Origin of the sequence: Pseudomonas sp. GM50 (genome assembly GCF_000282375.1) — a bacterium.
Taxonomy (GTDB): domain Bacteria; phylum Pseudomonadota; class Gammaproteobacteria; order Pseudomonadales; family Pseudomonadaceae; genus Aquipseudomonas.
The window spans coordinates 56,871-77,189 of record NZ_AKJK01000040.1; the positions used below are offsets into that span (position 1 = coordinate 56,871).

Genomic DNA, 20,319 nt, shown 5'->3' on the forward strand with positions numbered 1-20,319 from the left:
CCAGGCATCGCGCCTGGCATTTTTGTTTCTGGGCCCCTCTTTGTAGGAGCGAGGCTTGCCCGCGAAGACGGCGGCACAGTCAACATTGATGTTGCCTGACACATCGCCTTCGCGAGCAAGCCCGCTCCCACAGGGATTACCTGAATCCTGTGGGAGCGTGGCTTGCCCGCGATGAAGTCACCTCGGTACAACTGACGAAACTGCGAACCCGACACCACCACAACGGTCTGCTCCCTATTACAGCCGAAATTCATCGATCAAGGAGACGCTCATATGTCACAAGCATCGACCCTCAACCAAATCGTCCTGCAACATCGGTAAACAGGTGGTGCGGGTTGCGTGGACTGAGTAATTGACGCTGTTATTTGACGCTAAACAGAGGCGCGGGTATAAACCGCGTCTCGTTGTTATGTCGGACTTTTTCCCATGAGCTTCAGCCCTTTGATTCGCCAACTGATCGATGCCCTGCGAATTTTGCCGGGTGTGGGTCAGAAAACTGCCCAGCGCATGGCGTTGCAACTGCTTGAGCGTGATCGCAGCGGCGGTTTGCGACTGGCCCAGGCGCTGAGCCAGGCCATGGAAGGGGTGGGCCACTGCCGCTTGTGTCGCACGCTGACCGAAGACGATTTGTGCCCGCAATGCGCCGATACACGCCGCGACGACACCTTGCTGTGTGTGGTGGAAGGTCCGATGGATGTTTACGCGGTGGAGCAGACCGGTTTCCGCGGTCGCTACTTCGTACTCAAAGGCCACTTGTCGCCGCTCGACGGGCTAGGGCCGGACGCCATCGGCATTCCACAACTGATGGCGCGGATCGAAGAGGCGGGCACGTTCACTGAGGTCATCCTCGCCACCAACCCGACGGTGGAAGGTGAGGCCACAGCGCATTACATCGCCCAGTTGCTCAGCAACAAAGGCCTGATCGCTTCACGCATCGCTCATGGCGTGCCGTTGGGCGGTGAGCTGGAATTGGTGGATGGCGGGACGTTGGCACATTCGTTTGCCGGGCGTAAGCCGATTACCTTGTAGCGTCTGAACAGGCCCCTTCGCGGGCAAGCCTCGCTCCTACGGGTATCGGTTGTTCGCGAATATTTGCACGACGCAAAACCGTAGGAACAAGGCTTACCCGCGAAGAATGCACCTCGGTCCATCTGATTTCACAACGCTATTGAAAACCAAGCAAGCGCTCGGTTAACTTCGCTGAACCTTCAGTGGAGTTCGCCGATGCCTGCCTTTCAGGAATACTTCGACCCCAGCCACCAATTGGTCCGCGACAGCGTCAGACGTTTCGTCGAACGCGAGATTCTTCCGGACATCGACCAGTGGGAAGAGGCCGAAAGCTTCCCTCGTGAGCTCTACCTCAAGGCCGGCGCGGCGGGGATTCTGGGCATTGGTTATCCCGAAGCGTTGGGCGGCAGTCACGAAGGCGATGTGTTCGCCAAGATCGCCGCCAGTGAAGAACTCATGCGCTGCGGTTCCGGTGGTCTGGTCGCGGGGCTGGGCTCGCTGGACATTGGTCTGCCACCGATCCTCAAATGGGCCAGGCCCGAAGTCCGCGATCGCGTTGTGCCTCAGGTGCTGGCCGGCGAGAAGATCAGCGCCCTGGCCGTCACCGAGCCCAGCGGTGGCTCCGACGTCGCCAACCTGCAAACCCGCGCCGTGCGCGACGGCGACTTTTACCGGGTCAGCGGCAGCAAAACCTTCATTACCAGCGGCGTTCGGGCGGATTTCTACACCGTTGCGGTGCGCACCGGCGAGCCGGGATTTGGCGGTATCAGTTTGCTGCTGATCGAGAAGGGCACGCCCGGGTTCACCGTCGGTCGTCAGTTGAAGAAAATGGGCTGGTGGGCGTCGGACACCGCCGAACTGTTTTTCGATGATTGCCGGGTGCCGGTTAGCTATCTGATCGGGGCCGAAAACATGGGCTTCGCCTGCATCATGGGCAACTTCCAGAGTGAACGCCTGGCCCTGGCACTGATGGCCAACATGACCGCGCAGTTGGCGCTGGAGGAGAGCCTGAAGTGGGCTCGTCAGCGTGAAGCCTTCGGCAAATCCATCGGCAAGTTCCAGGTGCTCAAGCACCGTCTCGCGGAAATGGCCACGGCGCTGGAGGTGTCACGGGAGTTCACCTACCGCCAGGCGGCGAAAATGGCCGCCGGGCAGAGCGTGATCAAGGAGATTTCCATGGCCAAGAATTTTGCTACCGACACGGCTGATCGCATCACGACCGATGCGGTGCAGATTCTGGGCGGTCTGGGTTACATGCGTGAAAGTCTGGTGGAGCGGCTGTACCGCGATAACCGGATTCTGTCGATTGGTGGCGGGACGCGGGAAGTGATGAACGAGATCATCAGCAAGCAGATGGGGCTTTGAGTTTTTGCGGTGTTGCGGCTGACGCCATCGCGAGCAGGCTCGCTCCCACAGGGGATTTTCTGTGTACGCAAGTTTTGTGCATGACAGAGATTAACTGTGGGAGCGGGCTTGCTCGCGAAGGCGTCGGTGCAGGCGCCGCCTTACTTATCGCTCAACGCAAACTGCGTCAGACAGAAAGTAGGAATCCCCATGTCTTCCAGCCGCTGCGAACCACCCAGCTCCGGCAAGTCAATGATCGCCGCCGCTTCATGCACCCGCGCACCCATGCGCCGAATCAGGTTGGCCGCCGCAATCAGCGTGCCGCCAGTGGCGATCAGGTCATCGAACATCACCACCGCATCACCCTCACACAGGCTGTCGGCATGGACTTCGAGAAAGGCTTCGCCGTACTCGGTCTGATAACCCTCGGCCAGCACGTCGGCCGGCAATTTGCCCTGCTTGCGGAACAGCACCAGCGGTTTGTTCAACTGATAGGCCAGGATCGAACCGATCAGGAAGCCACGGGCGTCCATGGCGCCGATGTGGGTGAAGTCGGCCTCGACGTAACGATGGGCAAAGCTGTCCATCACCAGGCGCAGGGCCGTGGGTGACTGGAACAACGGAGTGATATCGCGAAAGATCACGCCCGGCTTGGGGAAGTCGATCACGGGGCGGATCAGGGATTTGATGTCGAAGGAGTCGAAGACCATCGTCGAAGTGTCCTGGCGGGCTGCAAACGTCGCAGTATAACGGCGGCTGAACCGTTTCGCTCAGCCGCAATCGTTGCTATCAGCCTTCGAGCGAACCGCCGGCCAGGGCGCAGAGCTCGATCGGATCGAGGATGTGGATTTCCTTGCCTTCGGCGGCGATCAGTTCGTTTTGCTGGAAACGGGTGAACACCCGGGACACGGTTTCCACCGCCAGACCCAGATAATTGCCGATCTCGTTGCGCGACATGCTCAACCGGAACTGGTTGGCCGAGAAGCCCCGGGCGCGGAAACGGGCCGACAGGTTGACCAGGAACGTGGCGATGCGCTCGTCGGCGGTTTTCTTCGACAGCAGTAACATCATTTGCTGATCGTCGCGAATCTCGCGGCTCATCACCCGCATCAACTGACGGCGCAGTTGTGGCAGTTGCAGGGCCAGTTCGTCGAGACGATCGAAAGGAATTTCGCACACCGAGGTGGTTTCCAGGGCTTGCGCCGAGACCGGGTGCTTTTCAGTGTCCATGCCCGACAGGCCGACCAGTTCACTCGGCAAATGAAAGCCAGTGAGTTGCTCTTCGCCGCCATCGCTCAGGCTGAAAGTCTTCAGGGCGCCGGAGCGTACTGCATAAACGGAATCGAACGTGTCGCCCTGGCGAAACAGGAACTCGCCTTTTTTCAGCGGGCGACCACGTTTGACGATATCGTCCAGCGCATCCATGTCTTCCAGATTCAAAGAAAGTGGCAGGCAGAGGGGGGCCAGGCTGCAATCCTTGCAATGGGCCTGGCTATGAGCGCGCAGCTTTACTGGCTCGGACATTTCTTCAATCCTTGTGGGAAAACACACATAAGACGTAAGGGTAACCCACGGGAGGACATTCAGGCACGCGGCGATTTTGTCGCAGGGTCGTAAAATCAGCGTTTCGCAGACTGGCCATGAGCTGATGGCTAGATAACCCGTGAAAAACGCTGGCGATTTTGCTGTTCCAGGTACGCGTCGAACACCATGCACACCGAACGCACCAGTAATCGTCCGGCGGGCAGTACGGTAATCCGTTCGTTATCAAGTTCGATCAGTCCGTCGTCCGCCATTCCCTGCAACTGTGGCCAGAGTTCGCCGAAGTAACCCTGAAAGTCGATGTTGAAAGCTTGTTCGATCCGGGCGAATTCCAGGCTGAAATGGCAGATCAGTTGCTGGATGACCGCACCTCGCAGGTGGTCATCGGTGTTGCACAGCAGCCCGCGACTGGTGGCCAGCTGTGCGCTGGCCAGCGCATTCTGGTACTGGTTCAGGTCGCTGCTGTTCTGGCAGTACAAATCGCCGATCTGGCTGATGGCCGATACCCCCAGGCCGATCAAATCGCAATGACCGTGGGTGGTGTAGCCCTGGAAGTTACGTTGCAGGGTCGATTCTTCCTGAGCAATCGCCAATTCATCATCGGGCAGGGCGAAATGGTCCATGCCGATGTAGCGGTAACCGGCGGCCGTCAGTTGTTCGATGGTGCGCTGGAGCATTTCCAGCTTCTGTGCCGGTGCCGGTAGATCGTTGTCGTTGATCCGTCGTTGCGGCATGAAGCGTTCCGGCAGATGGGCGTAGTTGAACACCGAGAGCCGGTCCGGTTGCAGGCTGATGACTTCGTCGACGGTGCGGGCGAAGTTCTCGGGCGTCTGCTTCGGCAGGCCGTAGATCAGATCGATGTTGATCGAGCGAAATTGCAGGGTTCGGGCGGCATCGATAACCGCACGGGTTTCTTCCAGGCTTTGCAGGCGATTGACCGCACGTTGTACCGCCGGGTCGAGGTCTTGCAGGCCGATACTGACCCGGTTGAAGCCCAACTCCCGAAGCAGGCCCATGGTCGACCAGTCGGCCTCGCGAGGGTCTATCTCGATGCCGTAGTCGCCGGAATCGTCGTCCAGCAGATTGAAATGTTTGCGCAGCTGAGCCATCAACTGGCGCAGTTCGTCGTGGCTGAGAAAGGTCGGTGTGCCGCCGCCGAAATGCAGTTGCTCGACTTTTTGCGTCGGGTCGAGGTGGCAGGCAATCAGCTGGATTTCCTGTTCCAGGCGCCGCAAATAGGGCAGGGCGCGGCCACGGTCCTTGGTGATGACTTTGTTGCAGGCGCAGTAGTAGCAAATGTTCGCGCAGAACGGCACGTGCACATACAGCGACAGCGGCCGCAGGGCCTTGCGGCTGTCGCGAAGGGCATGAAACAGGTCGAAGGTGCCGACCTGGCTGTCGAATTGCACGGCGGTCGGGTACGAGGTATAGCGCGGTCCCGCCAGGTCATAACGGCGGATCAGATCTGTGTCCCAACGAATGGCGTCGAGCATGCGGGCATTCCCCCGGATAGGCTGGCAGTGTGGGCGAGTCTAGGGAGAAGTGCGCAAAGGCATCTTGATTTGCATCAACAGTGATTGGCGACAGCGATAGCTTTTGTGGCGAGGGGGCTTGCCCCCGTTCGGCTGCGAAGCAGTCGTAGAGTCGGGGGACACGGTCGTTCTAAAAAGGTGCGGTGCAGTGTTTTTGGGGTCGCTTCGCAACCCAACGGGGGCAAGCCCCCTCGCCACAGGTCTAATGCCCCATCAGCCAATGCTGATGCGGCCCCGGCATGGTCCAGATGCCGAATACCATCACCAGCAAGCCACCGGTCATGCGTACGCTGCGTTTGCGCAACAACGCCGTGACTCGCTCGGCTGCCAGCCCTGTGGCGAGCAGCACCGGCCAGGTGCCTAAACCGAATGCCAGCATCAGCAATGCACTGTCCAGTGCATTACCCTGGCTCGCCGACCACAGCAACGTGCTGTAAACCAGCCCGCACGGTAGCCAGCCCCACAGTGCGCCGAGCAGCAGGGCGCGGGGCAGGTTCGACACTGGCAACAGTTTGTTGGCCACCGGCTGGATATGCCGCCACAGGCCACGGCCGAGGCTTTCGATGCGGGTCAGGCCGCTCCACCAGCCGGCCAGGTACAGGCCCATGGCGATCAGCAGAAGCCCGGCGAGGATGCGCATAAACATCGCCGCCGGGCTATTGGCCACGGCCCAGCCGGCCAGGCCGATCAGCAGGCCGGCAGCGGCGTAGCTGAGAATTCGCCCCAGGTTGTAAGCCAGCAACAATCGAAAGCGTCGGCTGCGTTGTTCCTTGGGGATCGCCAGGGTCAGCGCGCCCATCAATCCGCCGCACATGCCCAGGCAATGCCCGCCACCGAGCAGGCCGAGGATCAGCGCAGACACCAGCAGTGGCGCCAACTCAAGCATGGGGCGGCGCCTTGTCGTCCGGTTTGGCCGGATGGCCGCTGGCCTCGTCGACCGCTGCCTTGTGGTTCGGGTCCTGATCGTCGAACAGGATGCTGTGGGCCGGGCCGTCGAGGTCGTCGTACTGGCCGCTGTCGACCGCCCAGAAGAAGATATAGATAGCGATGGCCACGATCAGCAGCGCGGCCGGGATCATCACGTAGAGAGCTGGCATCTGGACTCCATGCCCGCGCGGCTCAGGCCGGCAGCGGGCGGGTTTCTGGCGTGGTGCTCGCAGGCTGCGAGCTCGGCATACGAGTCAGGCGCAGGGCATTGAGCACCACGGTCAACGAACTGATCGACATGCCAACCGCCGCCCATACCGGAGTGATCCAGCCGAGGGCGGCGAACGGCAACATGAGGCCATTGTACAGCGCCGCCCACAGCAAGTTCTCGATGATGACCCGACGGGTGCGACGGGCCAGGCTGAAGGCTTGCACCAGGGCGTCGAGGCGGTTCGACAGCAGCACCGCGTCGGCACTGGTTTTCGCCAGATCGGTGGCCGAACCCATCGCCACGCTGATGTCGGCGGCGGCCAGCACCGGCACATCGTTGACCCCGTCACCGAGCATCAACACCTTGCGGCCTTCCTTGTGCAGTTGTTGCAGCACCTGCAATTTATCGTCCGGACGCAAACCGCCACGGGCCTCGTCGATGCCCAATTCGGCAGCGACGCTGGCGACCATCGGCGAGCTGTCGCCGGACAGCAGCAAGGTGCGCCAACCGCGAGCCTTGCAGGCCGCCAGCAGGGCGGACGCATCGCTGCGCAGCCGGTCGTCGAGCACGAACCACGCCAGCGGCCCTTGGCTGTCGCCGAGCAACAGCCATTGGCCGGGCTCACCGGGCATTACTGGCGTTTGAGTGCCGCTGAGTTCGCAGACAAACCCCGGTTGGCCAATGCGCAGGCGTTGGGCGCCGACCACCCCCTCCAGGCCCAGGCCCGGCGTGCTGTGGACTTCTTCGGCGGCCAGCGGTGCGCGACCAAAAGCCCGGGCAATCGGGTGCTCGGAGCGGTTTTCCAGGGCGGCGGCGAGGCTCAGGCATTGATCGCTGGTCAGAGCCCCAAGAGGCCGGATCGAACGCAAGACCAGGCGACCTTCAGTGAGGGTGCCGGTCTTGTCGAAAATCACCGTGTCGATCTGGTTCAGGCCTTCCAGCACATGGCCGCGGGTCAACAAAAGACCGAGCTTGTGCAGCGTGCCGGTGGCGGCGGTCAGGGCGGTTGGCGTGGCCAGCGACAAGGCGCACGGGCACGTGGCAACCAGCATCGCCAGGACGATCCAGAACGCTCGCGAAGAATCCAGTTCCCACCACAGCAGGCCAATGGCAGCCACCGCGATGAGCGACAACAGCAAAAACCATTGGGCGGCGCGGTCGGCGATTTCCGCCAGTCGTGGCTTTTCGGCCTGGGCGCGATCCAGCAGGCGGACGATGGCCGACAGTCGTGTGTCCTGGCCCAGCGCCAGGACTTCCACGGTCAGCGCACCTTCAACGTTCAAGGTGCCGGCGGTGACGGCATCGCCCGGGGTCCGTGGTTGTGGCAGGTATTCGCCGGTCAGCAGGGATTCGTCGATGCTCGACTGACCATCAAGGATTTTGCCATCGGCCGGCAGGATCGCACCGGGATGCACCAGCACCTGATCGCCTACGCGTAACTCGCTGAGCAGAATCCGTTCGCTCTGGCCGTCGGCGCTCAGCCGCAGGCAGGAGGCGGGCAACAGATTGACCAGCTGAGCGGTCGCGGCGGCGGTGCGCTCCCGGGCACGACGTTCCAGATAACGCCCGGCCAGCAGGAACAGCGCGAACATCCCCACCGCATCGAAATACAGTTCGCCAACCCCGGTGATCGAGGTCCAGATCCCGGCGATATAGGCACTGCCGATCGCCAGCGACACCGAGACGTCCATGGTCAGGTGACGGGTGCGCAGATCGCGCATCGCCCCTTTGAAAAACGGCGCGCAGCTGTAAAACACGATCGGCGTGGTCAGAAACAGCGCGACCCAGCGCAGGATGGTGTGCAGCTCGGGGCTGAGGTCAATGTTGAATTCCGGCCAGGTGGCCATCGTTGCCATCATCGCCTGGAACCACAGCAGCCCGGCGACACCGAGTTGACGCAGCGCCAGACGGTTTTCGCTGGCCAGTTGTTCACTGGCGCGGTCGGCCTGATAGGGGTGGGCGGCGTAACCGATGTGGCGCAATTCGCTGAGCACCTGGCTCAGTGGTAATTGCGCGTCGGCCCAGCGCACATGCAGGCGATGGTTGGACAGGTTCAGGCGTGCTTCGGCCACCGCTGGCAAGGCGCGCAGGTGTTTCTCGATCAGCCAGCCGCAGGCGGCGCAACTGATGCCTTCCATCAGCAGGGTGGTTTCGGCGAGTTCGCCTTCGTGGCGGACAAAGGGTTGCTGCACGTCGGCGCGGTCGTAGAGCGCCAGCTCATCCACCAACTGTACCGGCAAAGCTTCGGGGTTGGCCGAGGCTTCGCTGCGATGCTGGTAATAGCTTTCCAGCCCGCCGGCCACGATGGCCTCGGCCACTGCCTGGCAACCCGGGCAGCAGAACTCTCGGGTATCCCCGAGGACGGCGGCCGTGAAGCGGCTACCGGCCGGGACGGGCAGGGCGCAGTGGTAGCAGGGGGTTGGAGTACTCATGAGCTGGAATCTATATCGTCCGGGAGGGCCTCATCGCGAGCAGGCTCGCTCCCACATTTGATCGATGTCGTGCACAAGATTCATGTGCGCCGCAGATCCACTGTGGGAGCGAGCCTGCTCGCGATGCGCGAAGCGCAGGTTTTTATTTTTTCAGGTCTTCCGCGCCTTGCAGCGGCTCATCGCCCAGCAGCAGATCCTTGGCATGGCTGACCTGTTCTTCTTCGAACATGCGCCAGATCTTGTCATCCTGCACGCCCAGCAATTCGACAAAGCGACGACCTTCGATCTTGTCGCTCAACTGGCCGATGTAGCGGCCCTGTTCGGTTTCGCTGCGGGCCAGGGTGATCTTGCGATCCTTCTCTGGTTGGGTTGGCGAAATCAGGTTCAGCTCAAGGGTTGCAGGCGTGCTGTTGCCGCTCAGGCGCAGGTCGACTTCGCCGGTCACGTCATCCAGATGCACACTGGCTCGCAGTTGCAGGGTCTGGGCCAGCAGTTCGCGGTCCAGTGAACGGTTGATGCCCTTGCCAGCCTCGTAATAGTTGTCGTTGACCAGGTTGTCGGGGTTGTTCACCGCGATGGTCACCATCGACAGGGTCAAGGTCACCGAACAAGCCAGGATGGCGATGATGATCCACGGCCAAAGGTGCTTGTACCAGGGACTTGCGGCAGTTGCTGCGGGCATGATCACTTCTCTCAACGAATTTGTGGGCCGATGAATCGGCTCTTGGCTTCAACGTGGACGTTGGCGTCATCGGCATCCTTGAGGATGAATTTCACCTCGTTGGTGCTCGACGGCAGTTGTTCCGGTGCGCTGGACAGTTCGACCGGCTGACTGAAAATTTCCCCGGCGGCGACTTTGATCTCGCGCTTGCCTTGCAACTTGAGGTCCGGCAGGCCGGTGGCTTCCAGCAAGTACGTGTGGTCGCGCTGGTCCTTGTTCATGATCTTCAGGCTGTAGACGTTTTCGATCCGGCCTTCGGCGTTCTCGCGGTACAGCACGCGGTCTTTGCTGACATCGAAACCGACCAGCGAACGCATGAAGAACGCGGTCATCAGCAACGCGATCATCGCCAGCAGTACCGTGGCATAGCCGATCAGGCGCGGACGCAGTTTATGGGTTTTTTGCCCCGACAGGTTGTGCTCGGTGGTGTAGCTGATCAGGCCGCGCGGGTAATCCATCTTGTCCATGATGCTGTCGCAGGCGTCGATGCATGCCGCGCAGCCGATGCATTCGACTTGCAGGCCGTCGCGAATGTCGATCCCGGTGGGGCAGACCTGGACGCACATGGTGCAGTCGATGCAATCGCCCAGGCCCTGAGCCTTGTAGTCGATGCCTTTCTTGCGCGGGCCACGGCTTTCGCCACGGCGCGGGTCGTAGGAGACGATCAGCGTGTCCTTGTCGAACATCACGCTCTGGAAGCGTGCGTAAGGGCACATGTAAATGCACACCTGCTCACGCAACCAGCCGGCGTTGCCGTAAGTGGCGAGGGTGAAGAAACCGACCCAGAAATACGACCAGCCATCGGCCTGGCCCGTGAAGAAATCGAGCACCAGTTCGCGAATCGGCGAGAAGTAACCGACGAAGGTCATGCCGGTCACGAAACCGATCAGCAGCCACATCGTGTGCTTGCTGAATTTGCGCAGGAACTTGTTGGCGCTCATCGACGCCTTGTCGAGCTTGATGCGTTGGTTGCGGTCGCCTTCGGTGACTTTTTCGCACCACATGAAGATCCAGGTCCAGACGCTTTGCGGGCAGGTGTAGCCGCACCAGATCCGACCGGCATACACGGTGATGAAGAACAGTCCAAAGGCACTGACGATCAAAATGCCCGAGAGCAGGATGAAATCCTGAGGCCAGAAGGTCGCGCCAAAAATGAAGAATTTACGCTCCGGCAGGTTCCACCAGACGGCCTGATGACCGCCCCAGTTCAGCCATACCGTGCCGAAATACAGCAGAAACAGTCCGGCACCGCCGATCATCCGCAGGTTGCGAAACAGGCCGGTGAAGGCTCGGGTGTAGATCTTTTCTCGAGAGGCATAGAGGTCGACGCTGTTGTTCGCGTTCTTGGCAGGCGGAGTAACGTCGTGTACCGGAATCTGATTGCTCATCATTGCATCCCACGGCAGTGGAAAAATGCCCCGGTCAGTACGTGCCGACCGCGGTCAAAAAGAGGTGTTGCAGTGGCGCAATGATACGCCTGTAGCTCTAGCGCAAGGGTGCGACCTTTGGTCGCGTTGGGGGAAATCAATTGATGGTGTAATGACTTGAATCAATTGACTTGTGAATTATGGACGGTTTTGCAGGGCGGCGAACTCATTCGTCCCACGGATTGACCAGTGCAACACCGCTGGATTGAAAATCGCTGATGTTTCGGGTGACCACCGTAAGGCCATGAACCAATGCAGTCGCCGCGATCAGGGCGTCGCTTTCATTGGCAAGATCCGGAACATGCAAGCTGGCACAGCGTAGTGCCACGGCGGCATCGACCGGCAAGATTCTGGCATCGAAGGCCGGTATAACGTGGCGCTTCAGCCAGGTGCGCAATACCTTCCCCTGAACAGGATCACGACGCTCCATTCGAAGAACCCCTGTCTCCAGTTCCTTCAAGGTAATGGCCGAAATAAACAGGCGTGGCGCGATGACACTTTTGGCCCATGCGACGACATTCGCATCAGCCTGGGGTTTGCGCAGTTCAGAAATCACGTTGGTGTCGAGTAAGAACATCAGGACAGATCCACGGGTCGATGAATGATCACGGTACGCTCGGTTTCGAATTCGATGTCTGCCGCTTCTGGCATCACCAACAGGTCGACGATGTTTGCGTTTATGCCAGTCAATTTTTGGTACTCCTCAATGCTTAGCAGTACGTGTGCAGGCTTGCCACGGTCGGTGATGATAACCGGCCCATTACGCGTGGCTTTTTTGGCACTACTTGTGTCCTGGTTGAATTCACGGCTGGAAATGGTAGTGATGGCCATCATGCGTGGGCTCCTGAAAATGCCGATGTAGAAACGTTACTACCAAGCTCGTGATCCAGCAAGTTGAAATTATTGTGCTCAACCCAGCCTTGCCTGATCACCCGCTTCGGAGATCGCGACCTTTAACCCCGCCGGCTCGAATGCAAACGGCCCCTCTCAGATGAGAGGCCGTTTTTGTAGCGTCAGTAAATGTTTGATGGGCTGTGCCGGGAATCAGGGCAGCCTGCCGCCTCCCAGGCTATCCAGTCCACTGCCGGTATCACGTTTTCTATCCACGCCATCTGCGTCTTCCAGGTCAGTTATGTCGGCGAAAGACCTGATTCGGGTATTTTGCGCGCCTGGACCTGTCGCTGAATCTTCAGGTTTAACGTCTGCAGCGTCCTGAAGCGCTGGTTCAATGTCGTCATGCAGGCTGGGGGAGGGCTGATGAAGTGGCATGCTGTTGTCGTCATTCTTTGACATGTGGTTCTTCCATGAAAGTTGGCCCTGACGTTGGTCGTCAGGGAGGGAATGAACGCTACAGGGCACTGAAATTCGAGTCTATTAAGCATTTGTCTCAAGTTATGAGCACATTGCTGATACAAAAAAGCCCCGCCAATTTTCATTGGCGGGGCTTTTTTGTATCAGGCGTTTGCCTTACTGGGCGTTCGCGTCCGCTGCCTTCTCACCGTGAGACAGGCTGTAGACGTAAGCGGCCAGCAGGTGAACCTTGTCGTTGCCTTGCAGCTGTTCTTGCGCAGGCATCTGGCCCTGACGGCCGTAACGGATGGTCTGCTGCAGTTGAGCGAAGCTCGATCCGTAGATGAACGCCGCCGGGTGGGTCAGGTCAGGTGCGCCCATCGCTGGCGTACCTTTGCCTGCCGGACCGTGGCATGCCACGCAGTTGGCAGCGAACAGTTTCTGGCCGGCAACCGGGTCAGCCTTGGCGCCTTCCGGCAGCTTGCGGCCATCGAGGTTGGTCAGCACGTAAGCGGCAACATCGCTGACACCTTGTTCGCCGATAACCGCAGCCCAGGCCGGCATCACGGCGTGACGACCGCCCATGATGGTGGTCTTGATGGTTTGCGCATCACCACCCCAGCGCCAGTCGGCGTCGGTCAGGTTAGGGAAGCCGTAGGCGCCTTTGGCGTCGGAACCGTGGCAGACCGAGCAGTTGGAGGCGAACAGGCGGCCACCCATCTTCAGGGCTTGTGGGTCTTTGGCGACTTCTTCGATCGGCATGGAAGCAAACTTGGCGAAGATCGGGCCGAACTTGGCGTCCGACCTGAGCATTTCCTTTTCCCATTCGTGAACGCCGGTCCAGCCAGTCTGGCCGTTGGCGAACGCGGTCTGCTTCTCGTTATCGAGGTAGTTGTAACCTGGCAGCAGGCCTTTCCAGTTACCCAGGCCCGGGTACAGCACCAGATAGCCGAGGGCGAAGATGATGGTGCCCACGAACAGCATGAACCACCATTTCGGCAGTGGGTTGTCATACTCCTCGATCCCGTCGAAGGAGTGGCCGACCGTTTCATCGGTGGATTCGCTGCGCTGGCCCTTGCGGGTGGACAGCAGCAGCCAGGTCAGGGCGAAGATGGTGCCGAGACTGAGGACTGTGACGTACAGACTCCAGAACGTAGTCATTCTTTGTTACTCCTAGAAGCTTGCTCGACGTGCTTGATGGCTTCGGGATCATCCGCGAAAGGCAGCAAGGTCGCGTCTTCAAACTCCGACTTGCGCTTGGGGCTGAACACCCACAGCGCCAGACCGATGAAGGCCACCATCACAACAACGGTGCCCAGGCCACGAATCATCCCGATATCCATCTAAATCACCGTTTGCTTTTGATGATGGTGCCCAGGCCTTGCAGATAGGCCACCAGCGCGTCCATTTCGGTTTTGCCCTTCACAGCATCCTTGGCGCCGGCGATGTCTTCGTCGGTGTAAGGGACGCCGAGCGTGCGCAAGACTTCCATTTTTTTGGCGGTGTCTTTGCCGTCGAGCTTGTTTTCCACGAGGAACGGATAGGCCGGCATTTTCGACTCAGGCACTACGTTGCGCGGGTTGTACAAGTGCGCACGCTGCCAGTCATCGGAGTAACGACCGCCGACACGGGCCAGGTCCGGACCGGTACGCTTGGAACCCCACAGGAACGGGTGGTCCCAAACGCTTTCACCGGCGACCGAGTAGTGGCCGTAACGTTCGGTTTCAGCACGGAACGGGCGGATCATCTGCGAGTGGCAGCCGACACAACCGTTGGCGATGTACACGTCGCGGCCTTCCAGCTCAAGGGCGGTGCGAGGCTTCATGCCTTCGACCGGCTTGTTGGTGACGTCCTGGAAAAACAGCGGAACGATTTGAGTCAGGCCGCCGACGCTGACGGCGATAACCATGAAGAAGGCCAGCAGGCCAATATTCTTCTCGACTGCTTCATGCTTCATCAGTGAGCTCCAACTACAGCAATCTGTTCAGCAGCTTTGGCTTCAGCCGGGTTCGAGGCACGTACGGTACGCCATACGTTGTAGGCCATGAACAGCATGCCGCTGGCGAAGAACGCACCGCCCAGGGCGCGAACGATGAAACCCGGGTGGCTGGCTTGCAGCGCTTCAACGAACGAGTAGGTGAGGGTGCCGTCGTCGTTGATTGCACGCCACATCAGACCCTGGGTGATGCCGTTGACCCACATCGAGGCGATGTACAGCACAGTACCGATGGTCGCGAGCCAGAAGTGCGTGTTGATCAGGCCGATGCTGTGCATCTGCGTACGACCGAACAGTTTCGGGATCATGTGGTAGATCGCGCCGATCGAAATCATCGCTACCCAGCCCAACGCGCCGGCGTGTACGTGGCCGATGGTCCAGTCGGTGTAGTGCGACAGCGAGTTGACGGTCTTGATGGCCATCATCGGGCCTTCGAAGGTCGACATGCCGTAGAACGCCAGCGATACCACGAGGAAACGCAGGATCGGGTCGGTGCGCAGCTTATGCCAGGCGCCCGACAGGGTCATCATGCCGTTGATCATGCCGCCCCAGCTGGGTGCCAGCAGGATGATCGACATCGCCATGCCCAGGGACTGAGCCCAGTCCGGCAATGCGGTGTAGTGCAGGTGGTGCGGACCGGCCCAGATGTACAGGGTGATCAGCGCCCAGAAGTGCACGATCGACAGACGATAGGAGTAGATCGGACGCTCGGCCTGCTTCGGAACGAAGTAGTACATCATCCCCAGGAAGCCGGTGGTCAGGAAGAAACCTACCGCGTTGTGGCCGTACCACCACTGGATCATCGCATCGGTCGCACCCGAGTAAGCCGAGTAGGACTTGAAGAAACTGACCGGCAGGGACGCGTGGTTGACGATGTGCAGCATCGCGGTCACGACGATGAAGGCACCGTAGAACCAGTTACCGACATAGATGTGCTTGGTCTTGCGCTTGACGATGGTGCCGAAGAACACCAGACCGTAGGTGACCCAGACGATGGCCAGCAGAATAGCCAGGGGCCATTCCAGTTCCGCGTATTCCTTGGTGGTCGTGAAACCCATCGGCAAGGTAACGATCGCGCCGACGATCACCGCTTGCCAACCCCAGAAGGTGAAGGCCGCGAGGCTGTCGGAAATCAGTCGCGTTTGGCAGGTTCGCTGCACGACATAATAGGAAGTGGCAAACAGAGCACAACCACCGAAGGCGAAAATCACCAGGTTGGTGTGCAGCGGGCGCAGGCGTCCAAAGCTCGTCCATGCCAGACCGAAGTTCAACTCCGGCCAGACCAGTTGCGAGGCGATGAAGACACCGAGCCCCATGCCAAGGATCCCCCAGACCACCGTCATGATGGCGAACTGGCGGACTACCTTATAGTTATAAGCAGTCGGACTGATTGCTGTGCTCATTCTAAGGTTCCACGGTTTGGGTGTTTTATTAGGAGTAAAAATCGGCCGCAAGTATGTAGAAAGCGGGGGGTCATTGCAACGCGCCATGACGTAGGTCAATGCTTTCAAAAGCTGATTCTGCGGCCTTTCCATGCGCCGCGTAAGGACAAAATTGCCCTCGGACAAAATGTCGCAACGGATCAAAGAGGCGAGGGGTTCAGGTCAGTTGTAACGGGGTATGTTCAATCACGACGATCGGGTAACAGAGGGCAATGGGGACGATAGCCGGTGTCTACCAGCCTTTGCGGCCTGTCATCGAGCAAACTCGTCGAACACATCGGGTTGAATCGACCTGGAACCGGCGCTGGCCAGTCCGCATCGCAGGGAAGCTTAGACCCGAATCCGGCGAACCGAAAGGAAGACCAAGGAAGGGTGCGACAATGCGTCGCAAAGGGGCAGGGAACTGCCGCATCCGGAAGAATGCGGCAGCAGAGCGGTCGAGAATTATTCGTTTTTGCCTTCAGCCTGCAAACGCTCTGTATTCAAGCCGTGGGACAGGCTGTACACATAAGCGGCCAACAATTGCACTTTATCGTTGCCGAGCAGTTCATTCTGCGCCGGCATATGGCCCTGGCGGCCATGTCGAATGGTTTGTTGCAGTTGCGCCAGGCTTGTACCGTAGATGAATCCAGCCGGTTGCGTCAGGTTCGGCGCTCCCATGGCTTCAGTGCCCTGGCCGTTTGCTCCATGACAGGCTACGCACATAGCGCTGAACGCCTGCTGTCCGGCATGCAGGTCGGCACCGTTGTCGGCAGGCAAAGGCAGGCCGGCCAGTTCATGACGCACATAGGCGGCGACGTTCTTCACGCCGGCGTCGCCGAGGATTTCTCCCCAGGCCGGCATTGCAGCCATGCGACCGCCCATGATTGTCGTTTTGATCATTTCGGCATCGCCGCCCCAGCGCCAATTGCTGTCGGCCAGGTTAGGGAAGCCGAACGCGCCCTTGGCATCCGAGCCGTGGCACACCGAGCAATTGGACGCAAACAGACGGCCGCCCATTTTCAGCGCTTGCGGGTCCTTGGCCACTTCTTCGACCGGCATGGCAGCAAATTTGGCGAAGATCGGCCCGAACTTCGCGTCAGCCTTGTTCATCTCCTTTTCCCATTCGTGGACACCGGTCCAGCCGTCCTCATAACCGGGCAAGATGCCTTTCCAGTTGCCCAGGCCCGGGTAAAGGATCAGGTAGCCGACGGCAAACACCAACGTGCCGGCGAACAGCATGAACCACCACTGCGGCAGCGGGTTGTCGTATTCCTCGATGCCGTCGAAGCTGTGGCCCATGGTCTGGTCGGTGCTGCCCTTGGTTTCCCCTCGGCGCGTACCAATCAGCAGCCAGGTCAGGCCGATCAGGCTGCCGATGGTCAGTACGCAGATCCACGTACTCCAGAAGGTGGTCATGACCGGGTACTCCTTGTGGCGGATTCTTGTTGGGTGCTGTTTTCGGATTGCGGCTCGTCGGCGAACGGCAGCAGGCGCGCTTCGGCGAATTCCGGGTTGCGCTTGCTGTTGAACACCCACAGGGTCAGGCCGACGAAGGCCACGAACACCACGACCGTGCCCAGGCCGCGGATCATTCCACTGCTCATTTCAACGACCATGGCTCACCTCTTGCTCTTGATGGATGTGCCAAGCACTTGCAGGTAAGCGACCAGCGCGTCCATTTCGGTCTTGCCCTGGAGCGAGGCGACTGAGCCTGCGATGTCTTCGTCGGTGTACGGCACACCGAGGGTGCGCATGGCGCGGATCTTGGTTTCGGTGTGGCTGCTGTCGACCTGATTGGCCACCAGCCATGGATAGGCCGGCATCTTCGATTCCGGCACCACGTTGCGCGGGTTGTACAAGTGCGCGCGGTGCCAGTCTTCGGAGTAGCGACCGCCAACGCGTGCCAGGTCCGGCCCGGTGCGCTTGGAGCCCCACAGGAACGGGTGATCCCAGACGCTTTCACCGGCCACCGAGTAGTGCCCGTAGCGCTCGGTCTCGGCGCGGAACGGGCGGATCATTTGCGAGTGGCAACCGACGCAGCCTTCGCGGATGTAAATGTCACGACCTTCCAGTTGCAACGCGGTGTAGGGCTTCATGCCTTCCACCGGTTTATTGGTCACGTCCTGAAAGAACAGCGGGACGATCTGGGTCAGGCCACCGATGCTCACGGCGAGCACCATCAGCAACATCAGCAGGCCGACGTTTTTCTCGATTGTTTCGTGTTTCATGGCGGCCTCCTCAGGCGATCTGCGCGGCAGCGGCGGCTTCGGCAGGCTGCGAGGCCCGCACGGTGCGCCAGGTGTTGTAGGCCATCAGCAACATGCCGCTGAAGAAGATCGCACCGCCTACCAGGCGCACGACGAAGCCTGGGTGGCTGGCCACCAGGGTTTCAACGAAGGAATAGGTCAGCGTTCCGTCCTCGTTGACGGCGCGCCACATCAGGCCTTGGGCAATGCCGTTGACCCACATGGACGCGATGTACAGCACGGTGCCGATGGTCGCGAGCCAGAAGTGCGCGTTGATCAGGCCGATGCTGTGCATCTGCGCACGGCCGAAGACTTTCGGGATCATGTGGTACAGCGCACCGATGGAAATCATCGCCACCCAGCCGAGCGCGCCGGCGTGAACGTGGCCGATGGTCCAGTCGGTGTAGTGGGAGAGGGCGTTGACCGTTTTGATCGCCATCATCGGGCCTTCGAAGGTCGACATGCCGTAGAACGCCAGCGACACCACGAGGAAACGCAGGATCGGGTCGCTGCGCAACTTATGCCAGGCGCCCGACAGGGTCATCATGCCGTTGATCATCCCGCCCCAGCTCGGCGCCAGCAGGATCAGCGACATCACCATGCCCAATGATTGCGCCCAGTCCGGCAGCGCGGTGTAGTGCAAGTGGTGCGGACCGGCCCAGATGTACAGGGTGATCAGCGCCCAGAAGTGCACGATCGACAAGCGATAGGAATACACCGGGCGCTCGGCCTGTTTCGGCACGAAGTAGTACATCATCCCGAGGAAACCGGCGGTGAGGAAAAAGCCTACGGCGTTGTGTCCGTACCACCACTGCACCATGGCATCAGTCGCACCGGCGTACAGCGAGTAGGACTTGGTGAAACTCACTGGCAATTCCAGGTTGTTGACGATGTGCAGGATCGCCACGGTGATGATGAAGCCACCGAAGAACCAGTTGCCGACATAGATGTGTTTGGTCTTGCGCTGCATGATCGTGCCGAAGAACACCACGGCGTAGGCCACCCAGACGATGGTGATCAGGATATCGATCGGCCATTCCAGCTCGGCGTATTCCTTGGAACTGGTGTAACCCAGCGGCAGGCTGATGGCCGCCAGCAAGATCACCAGTTGCCAGCCCCAGAAACAGAACGCGGCGATTTTCGGCGCAAACAGTCGGGTCTGGCAGGTGCGTTGTACCGAATAGAACGAACTGGCGAACAGGGCGCAACCGCCGAAAGCGAAGATCACCGCGTTAGTGTGCAGCGGGCGCAGACGGCCGAAGCTGGTCCACGGCAGGTTGAAGTTGAGTTCAGGCCAGACCAATTGGGCGGCGAGAAAAACCCCGAGCCCCATGCCGACGATGCCCCACACCACCGTCATAATGGCGAATTGGCGGACCACCTTGTAGTTGTAGGCGGTACTGATAGAAGTGTTCATGGTTCCCCATCCACGGTTCAGCCGAAGTGAGGGCCTGCCTTTGCGAGTAAGCCGCAAGGCAACGTTCCCTTCGCCTGGAGTTATAGGCAGACTAAAAGCGAGGCAAGCATGGACAAAGAGCACAAGGCCAGTATTGACGGGGATCAATGGGCGCAGTGTGTGCGGGATCACGGATGGTTGTGGAATGCCGCCACGACGCCGGCCTCGGCGACGCTGATTCTCGCTCACGGCGCCGGTGCGCCGATGGACAGCGGCTGGATGAGCGACATGGCTGCGCGCCTTGCCGCGCTTGGCGTCAACGTGTTGCGTTTCGAGTTTCCCTACATGGCACAGCGGCGTATCGATGGCGGTAAACGTCCCCCGAACCCGGCGCCCAAATTGCAGGAGTGCTGGCGTGAGGTGTATGCCGTAGTGCGACGCCATGTCGCTGGGCGCCTGGCCATAGGTGGCAAGTCCATGGGCGGGCGGATGGCCAGTCTGCTGGCCGATGAGTTGGGCGCGGATGCGTTGGTGTGCCTGGGGTATCCGTTTTATGCGGTGGGCAAACCGCAGAAGCCGCGAGTCGAGCACCTGGCGGCGCTGAAGGCTCGCACGTTGATCGTGCAGGGGGAGCGGGATGCGTTGGGCAATCGTGAGGCCGTCGAGGCTTACACGTTGGCGCCGAGTATCGAGGTGTTCTGGCTGGCGGCAGGGGATCATGATTTGAAGCCGTTGAAGGCTTCGGGGTTTAGTCATGAGCAGCATTTGGCGGCTGCGGCGGGGAAGGTGGCTGCGTTTCTTCAGTGAAATTTTCGCCTGCAGT

At 60.0% G+C, this 20,319-nt stretch carries 22 protein-coding genes; 3 read left to right on the forward strand and 19 right to left on the reverse strand.

All coding sequences use genetic code 11. From position 1 onward, the window contains the following. The first annotated feature begins 426 nt into the window (after positions 1–426). Positions 427–1,029, forward strand: coding sequence for a recombination mediator RecR (gene recR, locus PMI30_RS23730; RefSeq protein ID WP_008007025.1), 603 nt, complete (start codon positions 427–429; stop codon positions 1,027–1,029). Positions 1,030–1,224: 195 nt separating this feature from the next. Beyond that, entirely contained in the window at positions 1,225–2,373 is a 1,149-nt protein-coding gene (locus PMI30_RS23725) for an acyl-CoA dehydrogenase family protein (protein ID WP_008007027.1), read from the forward strand. Between the two features lie 140 nt (positions 2,374–2,513). Here PMI30_RS23725 and PMI30_RS23720 read toward each other — a convergent pair whose 3' ends face one another. From PMI30_RS23720 to ccoN (PMI30_RS23630), 19 genes are all read right to left on the reverse strand, one after another. Next, positions 2,514–3,062, reverse strand: a complete 549-nt coding sequence (locus PMI30_RS23720; protein ID WP_008007029.1) for an adenine phosphoribosyltransferase — start codon at positions 3,060–3,062, stop codon at positions 2,514–2,516. Positions 3,063–3,141: 79 nt separating this feature from the next. Continuing rightward, on the reverse strand, positions 3,142–3,876 hold the full coding sequence (gene fnr, locus PMI30_RS23715) for a fumarate/nitrate reduction transcriptional regulator Fnr (RefSeq protein WP_008007032.1): 735 nt from the start codon (positions 3,874–3,876) through the stop codon (positions 3,142–3,144). 128 nt (positions 3,877–4,004) lie between these two features. Further along, positions 4,005–5,387, reverse strand: coding sequence for an oxygen-independent coproporphyrinogen III oxidase (gene hemN / locus PMI30_RS23710; protein ID WP_008007034.1), 1,383 nt, complete (start codon positions 5,385–5,387; stop codon positions 4,005–4,007). Positions 5,388–5,628: 241 nt separating this feature from the next. Beyond that, on the reverse strand, positions 5,629–6,312 hold the full coding sequence (locus PMI30_RS23705; RefSeq protein ID WP_008007036.1) for a sulfite exporter TauE/SafE family protein: 684 nt from the start codon (positions 6,310–6,312) through the stop codon (positions 5,629–5,631). Continuing rightward, positions 6,305–6,523 (reverse strand): cbb3-type cytochrome oxidase assembly protein CcoS, encoded by a 219-nt coding sequence (gene ccoS, locus PMI30_RS23700; protein WP_007905420.1) that lies wholly within the window; start codon positions 6,521–6,523, stop codon positions 6,305–6,307. The genes PMI30_RS23705 and ccoS overlap by 8 nt, the downstream gene beginning before the upstream one ends. A gap of 22 nt (positions 6,524–6,545) precedes the next feature. Continuing rightward, complete coding sequence (locus tag PMI30_RS23695) at positions 6,546–8,996, reverse strand: heavy metal translocating P-type ATPase (protein WP_008007038.1); 2,451 nt, start codon at positions 8,994–8,996, stop codon at positions 6,546–6,548. Between the two features lie 142 nt (positions 8,997–9,138). Then, positions 9,139–9,678, reverse strand: a complete 540-nt coding sequence (locus tag PMI30_RS23690; RefSeq protein WP_008007039.1) for a FixH family protein — start codon at positions 9,676–9,678, stop codon at positions 9,139–9,141. Between the two features lie 11 nt (positions 9,679–9,689). Then, positions 9,690–11,105, reverse strand: coding sequence for a cytochrome c oxidase accessory protein CcoG (gene ccoG / locus PMI30_RS23685; protein WP_008007041.1), 1,416 nt, complete (start codon positions 11,103–11,105; stop codon positions 9,690–9,692). A 205-nt stretch (positions 11,106–11,310) separates the two neighbouring features. Further along, the gene (locus PMI30_RS23680; RefSeq protein WP_008007043.1) at positions 11,311–11,721 is read right to left on the reverse strand and encodes a type II toxin-antitoxin system VapC family toxin; all 411 of its coding nucleotides are present in this window, start codon (positions 11,719–11,721) and stop codon (positions 11,311–11,313) included. Continuing rightward, positions 11,721–11,975, reverse strand: a complete 255-nt coding sequence (locus PMI30_RS23675; RefSeq protein ID WP_032835014.1) for a type II toxin-antitoxin system Phd/YefM family antitoxin — start codon at positions 11,973–11,975, stop codon at positions 11,721–11,723. Before PMI30_RS23675 ends, PMI30_RS23680 begins: the two co-directional genes overlap by 1 nt. Positions 11,976–12,188: 213 nt before the next feature. Then, a complete protein-coding gene (locus PMI30_RS23670; protein ID WP_008007045.1) occupies positions 12,189–12,437 on the reverse strand; it encodes a hypothetical protein in 249 nt (82 codons plus the stop codon). A 174-nt stretch (positions 12,438–12,611) separates the two neighbouring features. Further along, entirely contained in the window at positions 12,612–13,595 is a 984-nt protein-coding gene (ccoP, locus tag PMI30_RS23665) for a cytochrome-c oxidase, cbb3-type subunit III (RefSeq protein WP_008007047.1), read from the reverse strand. Further along, positions 13,592–13,777, reverse strand: coding sequence for a CcoQ/FixQ family Cbb3-type cytochrome c oxidase assembly chaperone (locus PMI30_RS23660; protein WP_003175465.1), 186 nt, complete (start codon positions 13,775–13,777; stop codon positions 13,592–13,594). Before PMI30_RS23660 ends, ccoP (PMI30_RS23665) begins: the two co-directional genes overlap by 4 nt. A gap of 5 nt (positions 13,778–13,782) precedes the next feature. Beyond that, positions 13,783–14,391, reverse strand: a complete 609-nt coding sequence (ccoO, locus tag PMI30_RS23655) for a cytochrome-c oxidase, cbb3-type subunit II (protein WP_007905434.1) — start codon at positions 14,389–14,391, stop codon at positions 13,783–13,785. Further along, a complete protein-coding gene (gene ccoN, locus PMI30_RS23650) occupies positions 14,391–15,833 on the reverse strand; it encodes a cytochrome-c oxidase, cbb3-type subunit I (protein WP_007905436.1) in 1,443 nt (480 codons plus the stop codon). The genes ccoO (PMI30_RS23655) and ccoN (PMI30_RS23650) overlap by 1 nt, the downstream gene beginning before the upstream one ends. A 483-nt stretch (positions 15,834–16,316) precedes the next feature. Continuing rightward, complete coding sequence (ccoP, locus tag PMI30_RS23645; RefSeq protein WP_008007050.1) at positions 16,317–17,270, reverse strand: cytochrome-c oxidase, cbb3-type subunit III; 954 nt, start codon at positions 17,268–17,270, stop codon at positions 16,317–16,319. After that, positions 17,267–17,470, reverse strand: coding sequence for a cbb3-type cytochrome oxidase subunit 3 (locus tag PMI30_RS23640; RefSeq protein WP_007905441.1), 204 nt, complete (start codon positions 17,468–17,470; stop codon positions 17,267–17,269). Before PMI30_RS23640 ends, ccoP (PMI30_RS23645) begins: the two co-directional genes overlap by 4 nt. A 3-nt stretch (positions 17,471–17,473) precedes the next feature. Further along, a complete protein-coding gene (gene ccoO / locus PMI30_RS23635) occupies positions 17,474–18,082 on the reverse strand; it encodes a cytochrome-c oxidase, cbb3-type subunit II (protein WP_008007052.1) in 609 nt (202 codons plus the stop codon). A gap of 10 nt (positions 18,083–18,092) precedes the next feature. Beyond that, entirely contained in the window at positions 18,093–19,517 is a 1,425-nt protein-coding gene (ccoN, locus tag PMI30_RS23630) for a cytochrome-c oxidase, cbb3-type subunit I (RefSeq protein ID WP_008007054.1), read from the reverse strand. Positions 19,518–19,625: 108 nt separating this feature from the next. Between ccoN (PMI30_RS23630) and PMI30_RS23625 the strand changes: the two genes are divergently transcribed. Further along, positions 19,626–20,303 (forward strand): alpha/beta family hydrolase, encoded by a 678-nt coding sequence (locus PMI30_RS23625; protein WP_008007057.1) that lies wholly within the window; start codon positions 19,626–19,628, stop codon positions 20,301–20,303. Positions 20,304–20,319 lie beyond the last annotated feature (16 nt).

Bases quoted from the DNA above. Each gene is read 5' to 3' on its own strand.
- recR (WP_008007025.1), top strand. From the start codon at position 427: ATGAGCTTCAGCCCTTTGATTCGCCAACTGATCGATGCCCTGCGAATT.
- PMI30_RS23725 (WP_008007027.1), top strand. From the start codon at position 1,225: ATGCCTGCCTTTCAGGAATACTTCGACCCCAGCCACCAATTGGTCCGC.
- PMI30_RS23720 (WP_008007029.1), bottom strand. From the start codon at position 3,062: ATGGTCTTCGACTCCTTCGACATCAAATCCCTGATCCGCCCCGTGATC.
- fnr (WP_008007032.1), bottom strand. From the start codon at position 3,876: ATGTCCGAGCCAGTAAAGCTGCGCGCTCATAGCCAGGCCCATTGCAAG.
- hemN (WP_008007034.1), bottom strand. From the start codon at position 5,387: ATGCTCGACGCCATTCGTTGGGACACAGATCTGATCCGCCGTTATGAC.
- PMI30_RS23705 (WP_008007036.1), bottom strand. From the start codon at position 6,312: ATGCTTGAGTTGGCGCCACTGCTGGTGTCTGCGCTGATCCTCGGCCTG.
- ccoS (WP_007905420.1), bottom strand. From the start codon at position 6,523: ATGCCAGCTCTCTACGTGATGATCCCGGCCGCGCTGCTGATCGTGGCC.
- PMI30_RS23695 (WP_008007038.1), bottom strand. From the start codon at position 8,996: ATGAGTACTCCAACCCCCTGCTACCACTGCGCCCTGCCCGTCCCGGCC.
- PMI30_RS23690 (WP_008007039.1), bottom strand. From the start codon at position 9,678: ATGCCCGCAGCAACTGCCGCAAGTCCCTGGTACAAGCACCTTTGGCCG.
- ccoG (WP_008007041.1), bottom strand. From the start codon at position 11,105: ATGAGCAATCAGATTCCGGTACACGACGTTACTCCGCCTGCCAAGAAC.
- PMI30_RS23680 (WP_008007043.1), bottom strand. From the start codon at position 11,721: ATGTTCTTACTCGACACCAACGTGATTTCTGAACTGCGCAAACCCCAG.
- PMI30_RS23675 (WP_032835014.1), bottom strand. From the start codon at position 11,975: ATGGCCATCACTACCATTTCCAGCCGTGAATTCAACCAGGACACAAGT.
- PMI30_RS23670 (WP_008007045.1), bottom strand. From the start codon at position 12,437: ATGTCAAAGAATGACGACAACAGCATGCCACTTCATCAGCCCTCCCCC.
- ccoP (WP_008007047.1), bottom strand. From the start codon at position 13,595: ATGACTACGTTCTGGAGTCTGTACGTCACAGTCCTCAGTCTCGGCACC.
- PMI30_RS23660 (WP_003175465.1), bottom strand. From the start codon at position 13,777: ATGGATATCGGGATGATTCGTGGCCTGGGCACCGTTGTTGTGATGGTG.
- ccoO (WP_007905434.1), bottom strand. From the start codon at position 14,391: ATGAAGCATGAAGCAGTCGAGAAGAATATTGGCCTGCTGGCCTTCTTC.
- ccoN (WP_007905436.1), bottom strand. From the start codon at position 15,833: ATGAGCACAGCAATCAGTCCGACTGCTTATAACTATAAGGTAGTCCGC.
- ccoP (WP_008007050.1), bottom strand. From the start codon at position 17,270: ATGACCACCTTCTGGAGTACGTGGATCTGCGTACTGACCATCGGCAGC.
- PMI30_RS23640 (WP_007905441.1), bottom strand. From the start codon at position 17,470: ATGGTCGTTGAAATGAGCAGTGGAATGATCCGCGGCCTGGGCACGGTC.
- ccoO (WP_008007052.1), bottom strand. From the start codon at position 18,082: ATGAAACACGAAACAATCGAGAAAAACGTCGGCCTGCTGATGTTGCTG.
- ccoN (WP_008007054.1), bottom strand. From the start codon at position 19,517: ATGAACACTTCTATCAGTACCGCCTACAACTACAAGGTGGTCCGCCAA.
- PMI30_RS23625 (WP_008007057.1), top strand. From the start codon at position 19,626: ATGGACAAAGAGCACAAGGCCAGTATTGACGGGGATCAATGGGCGCAG.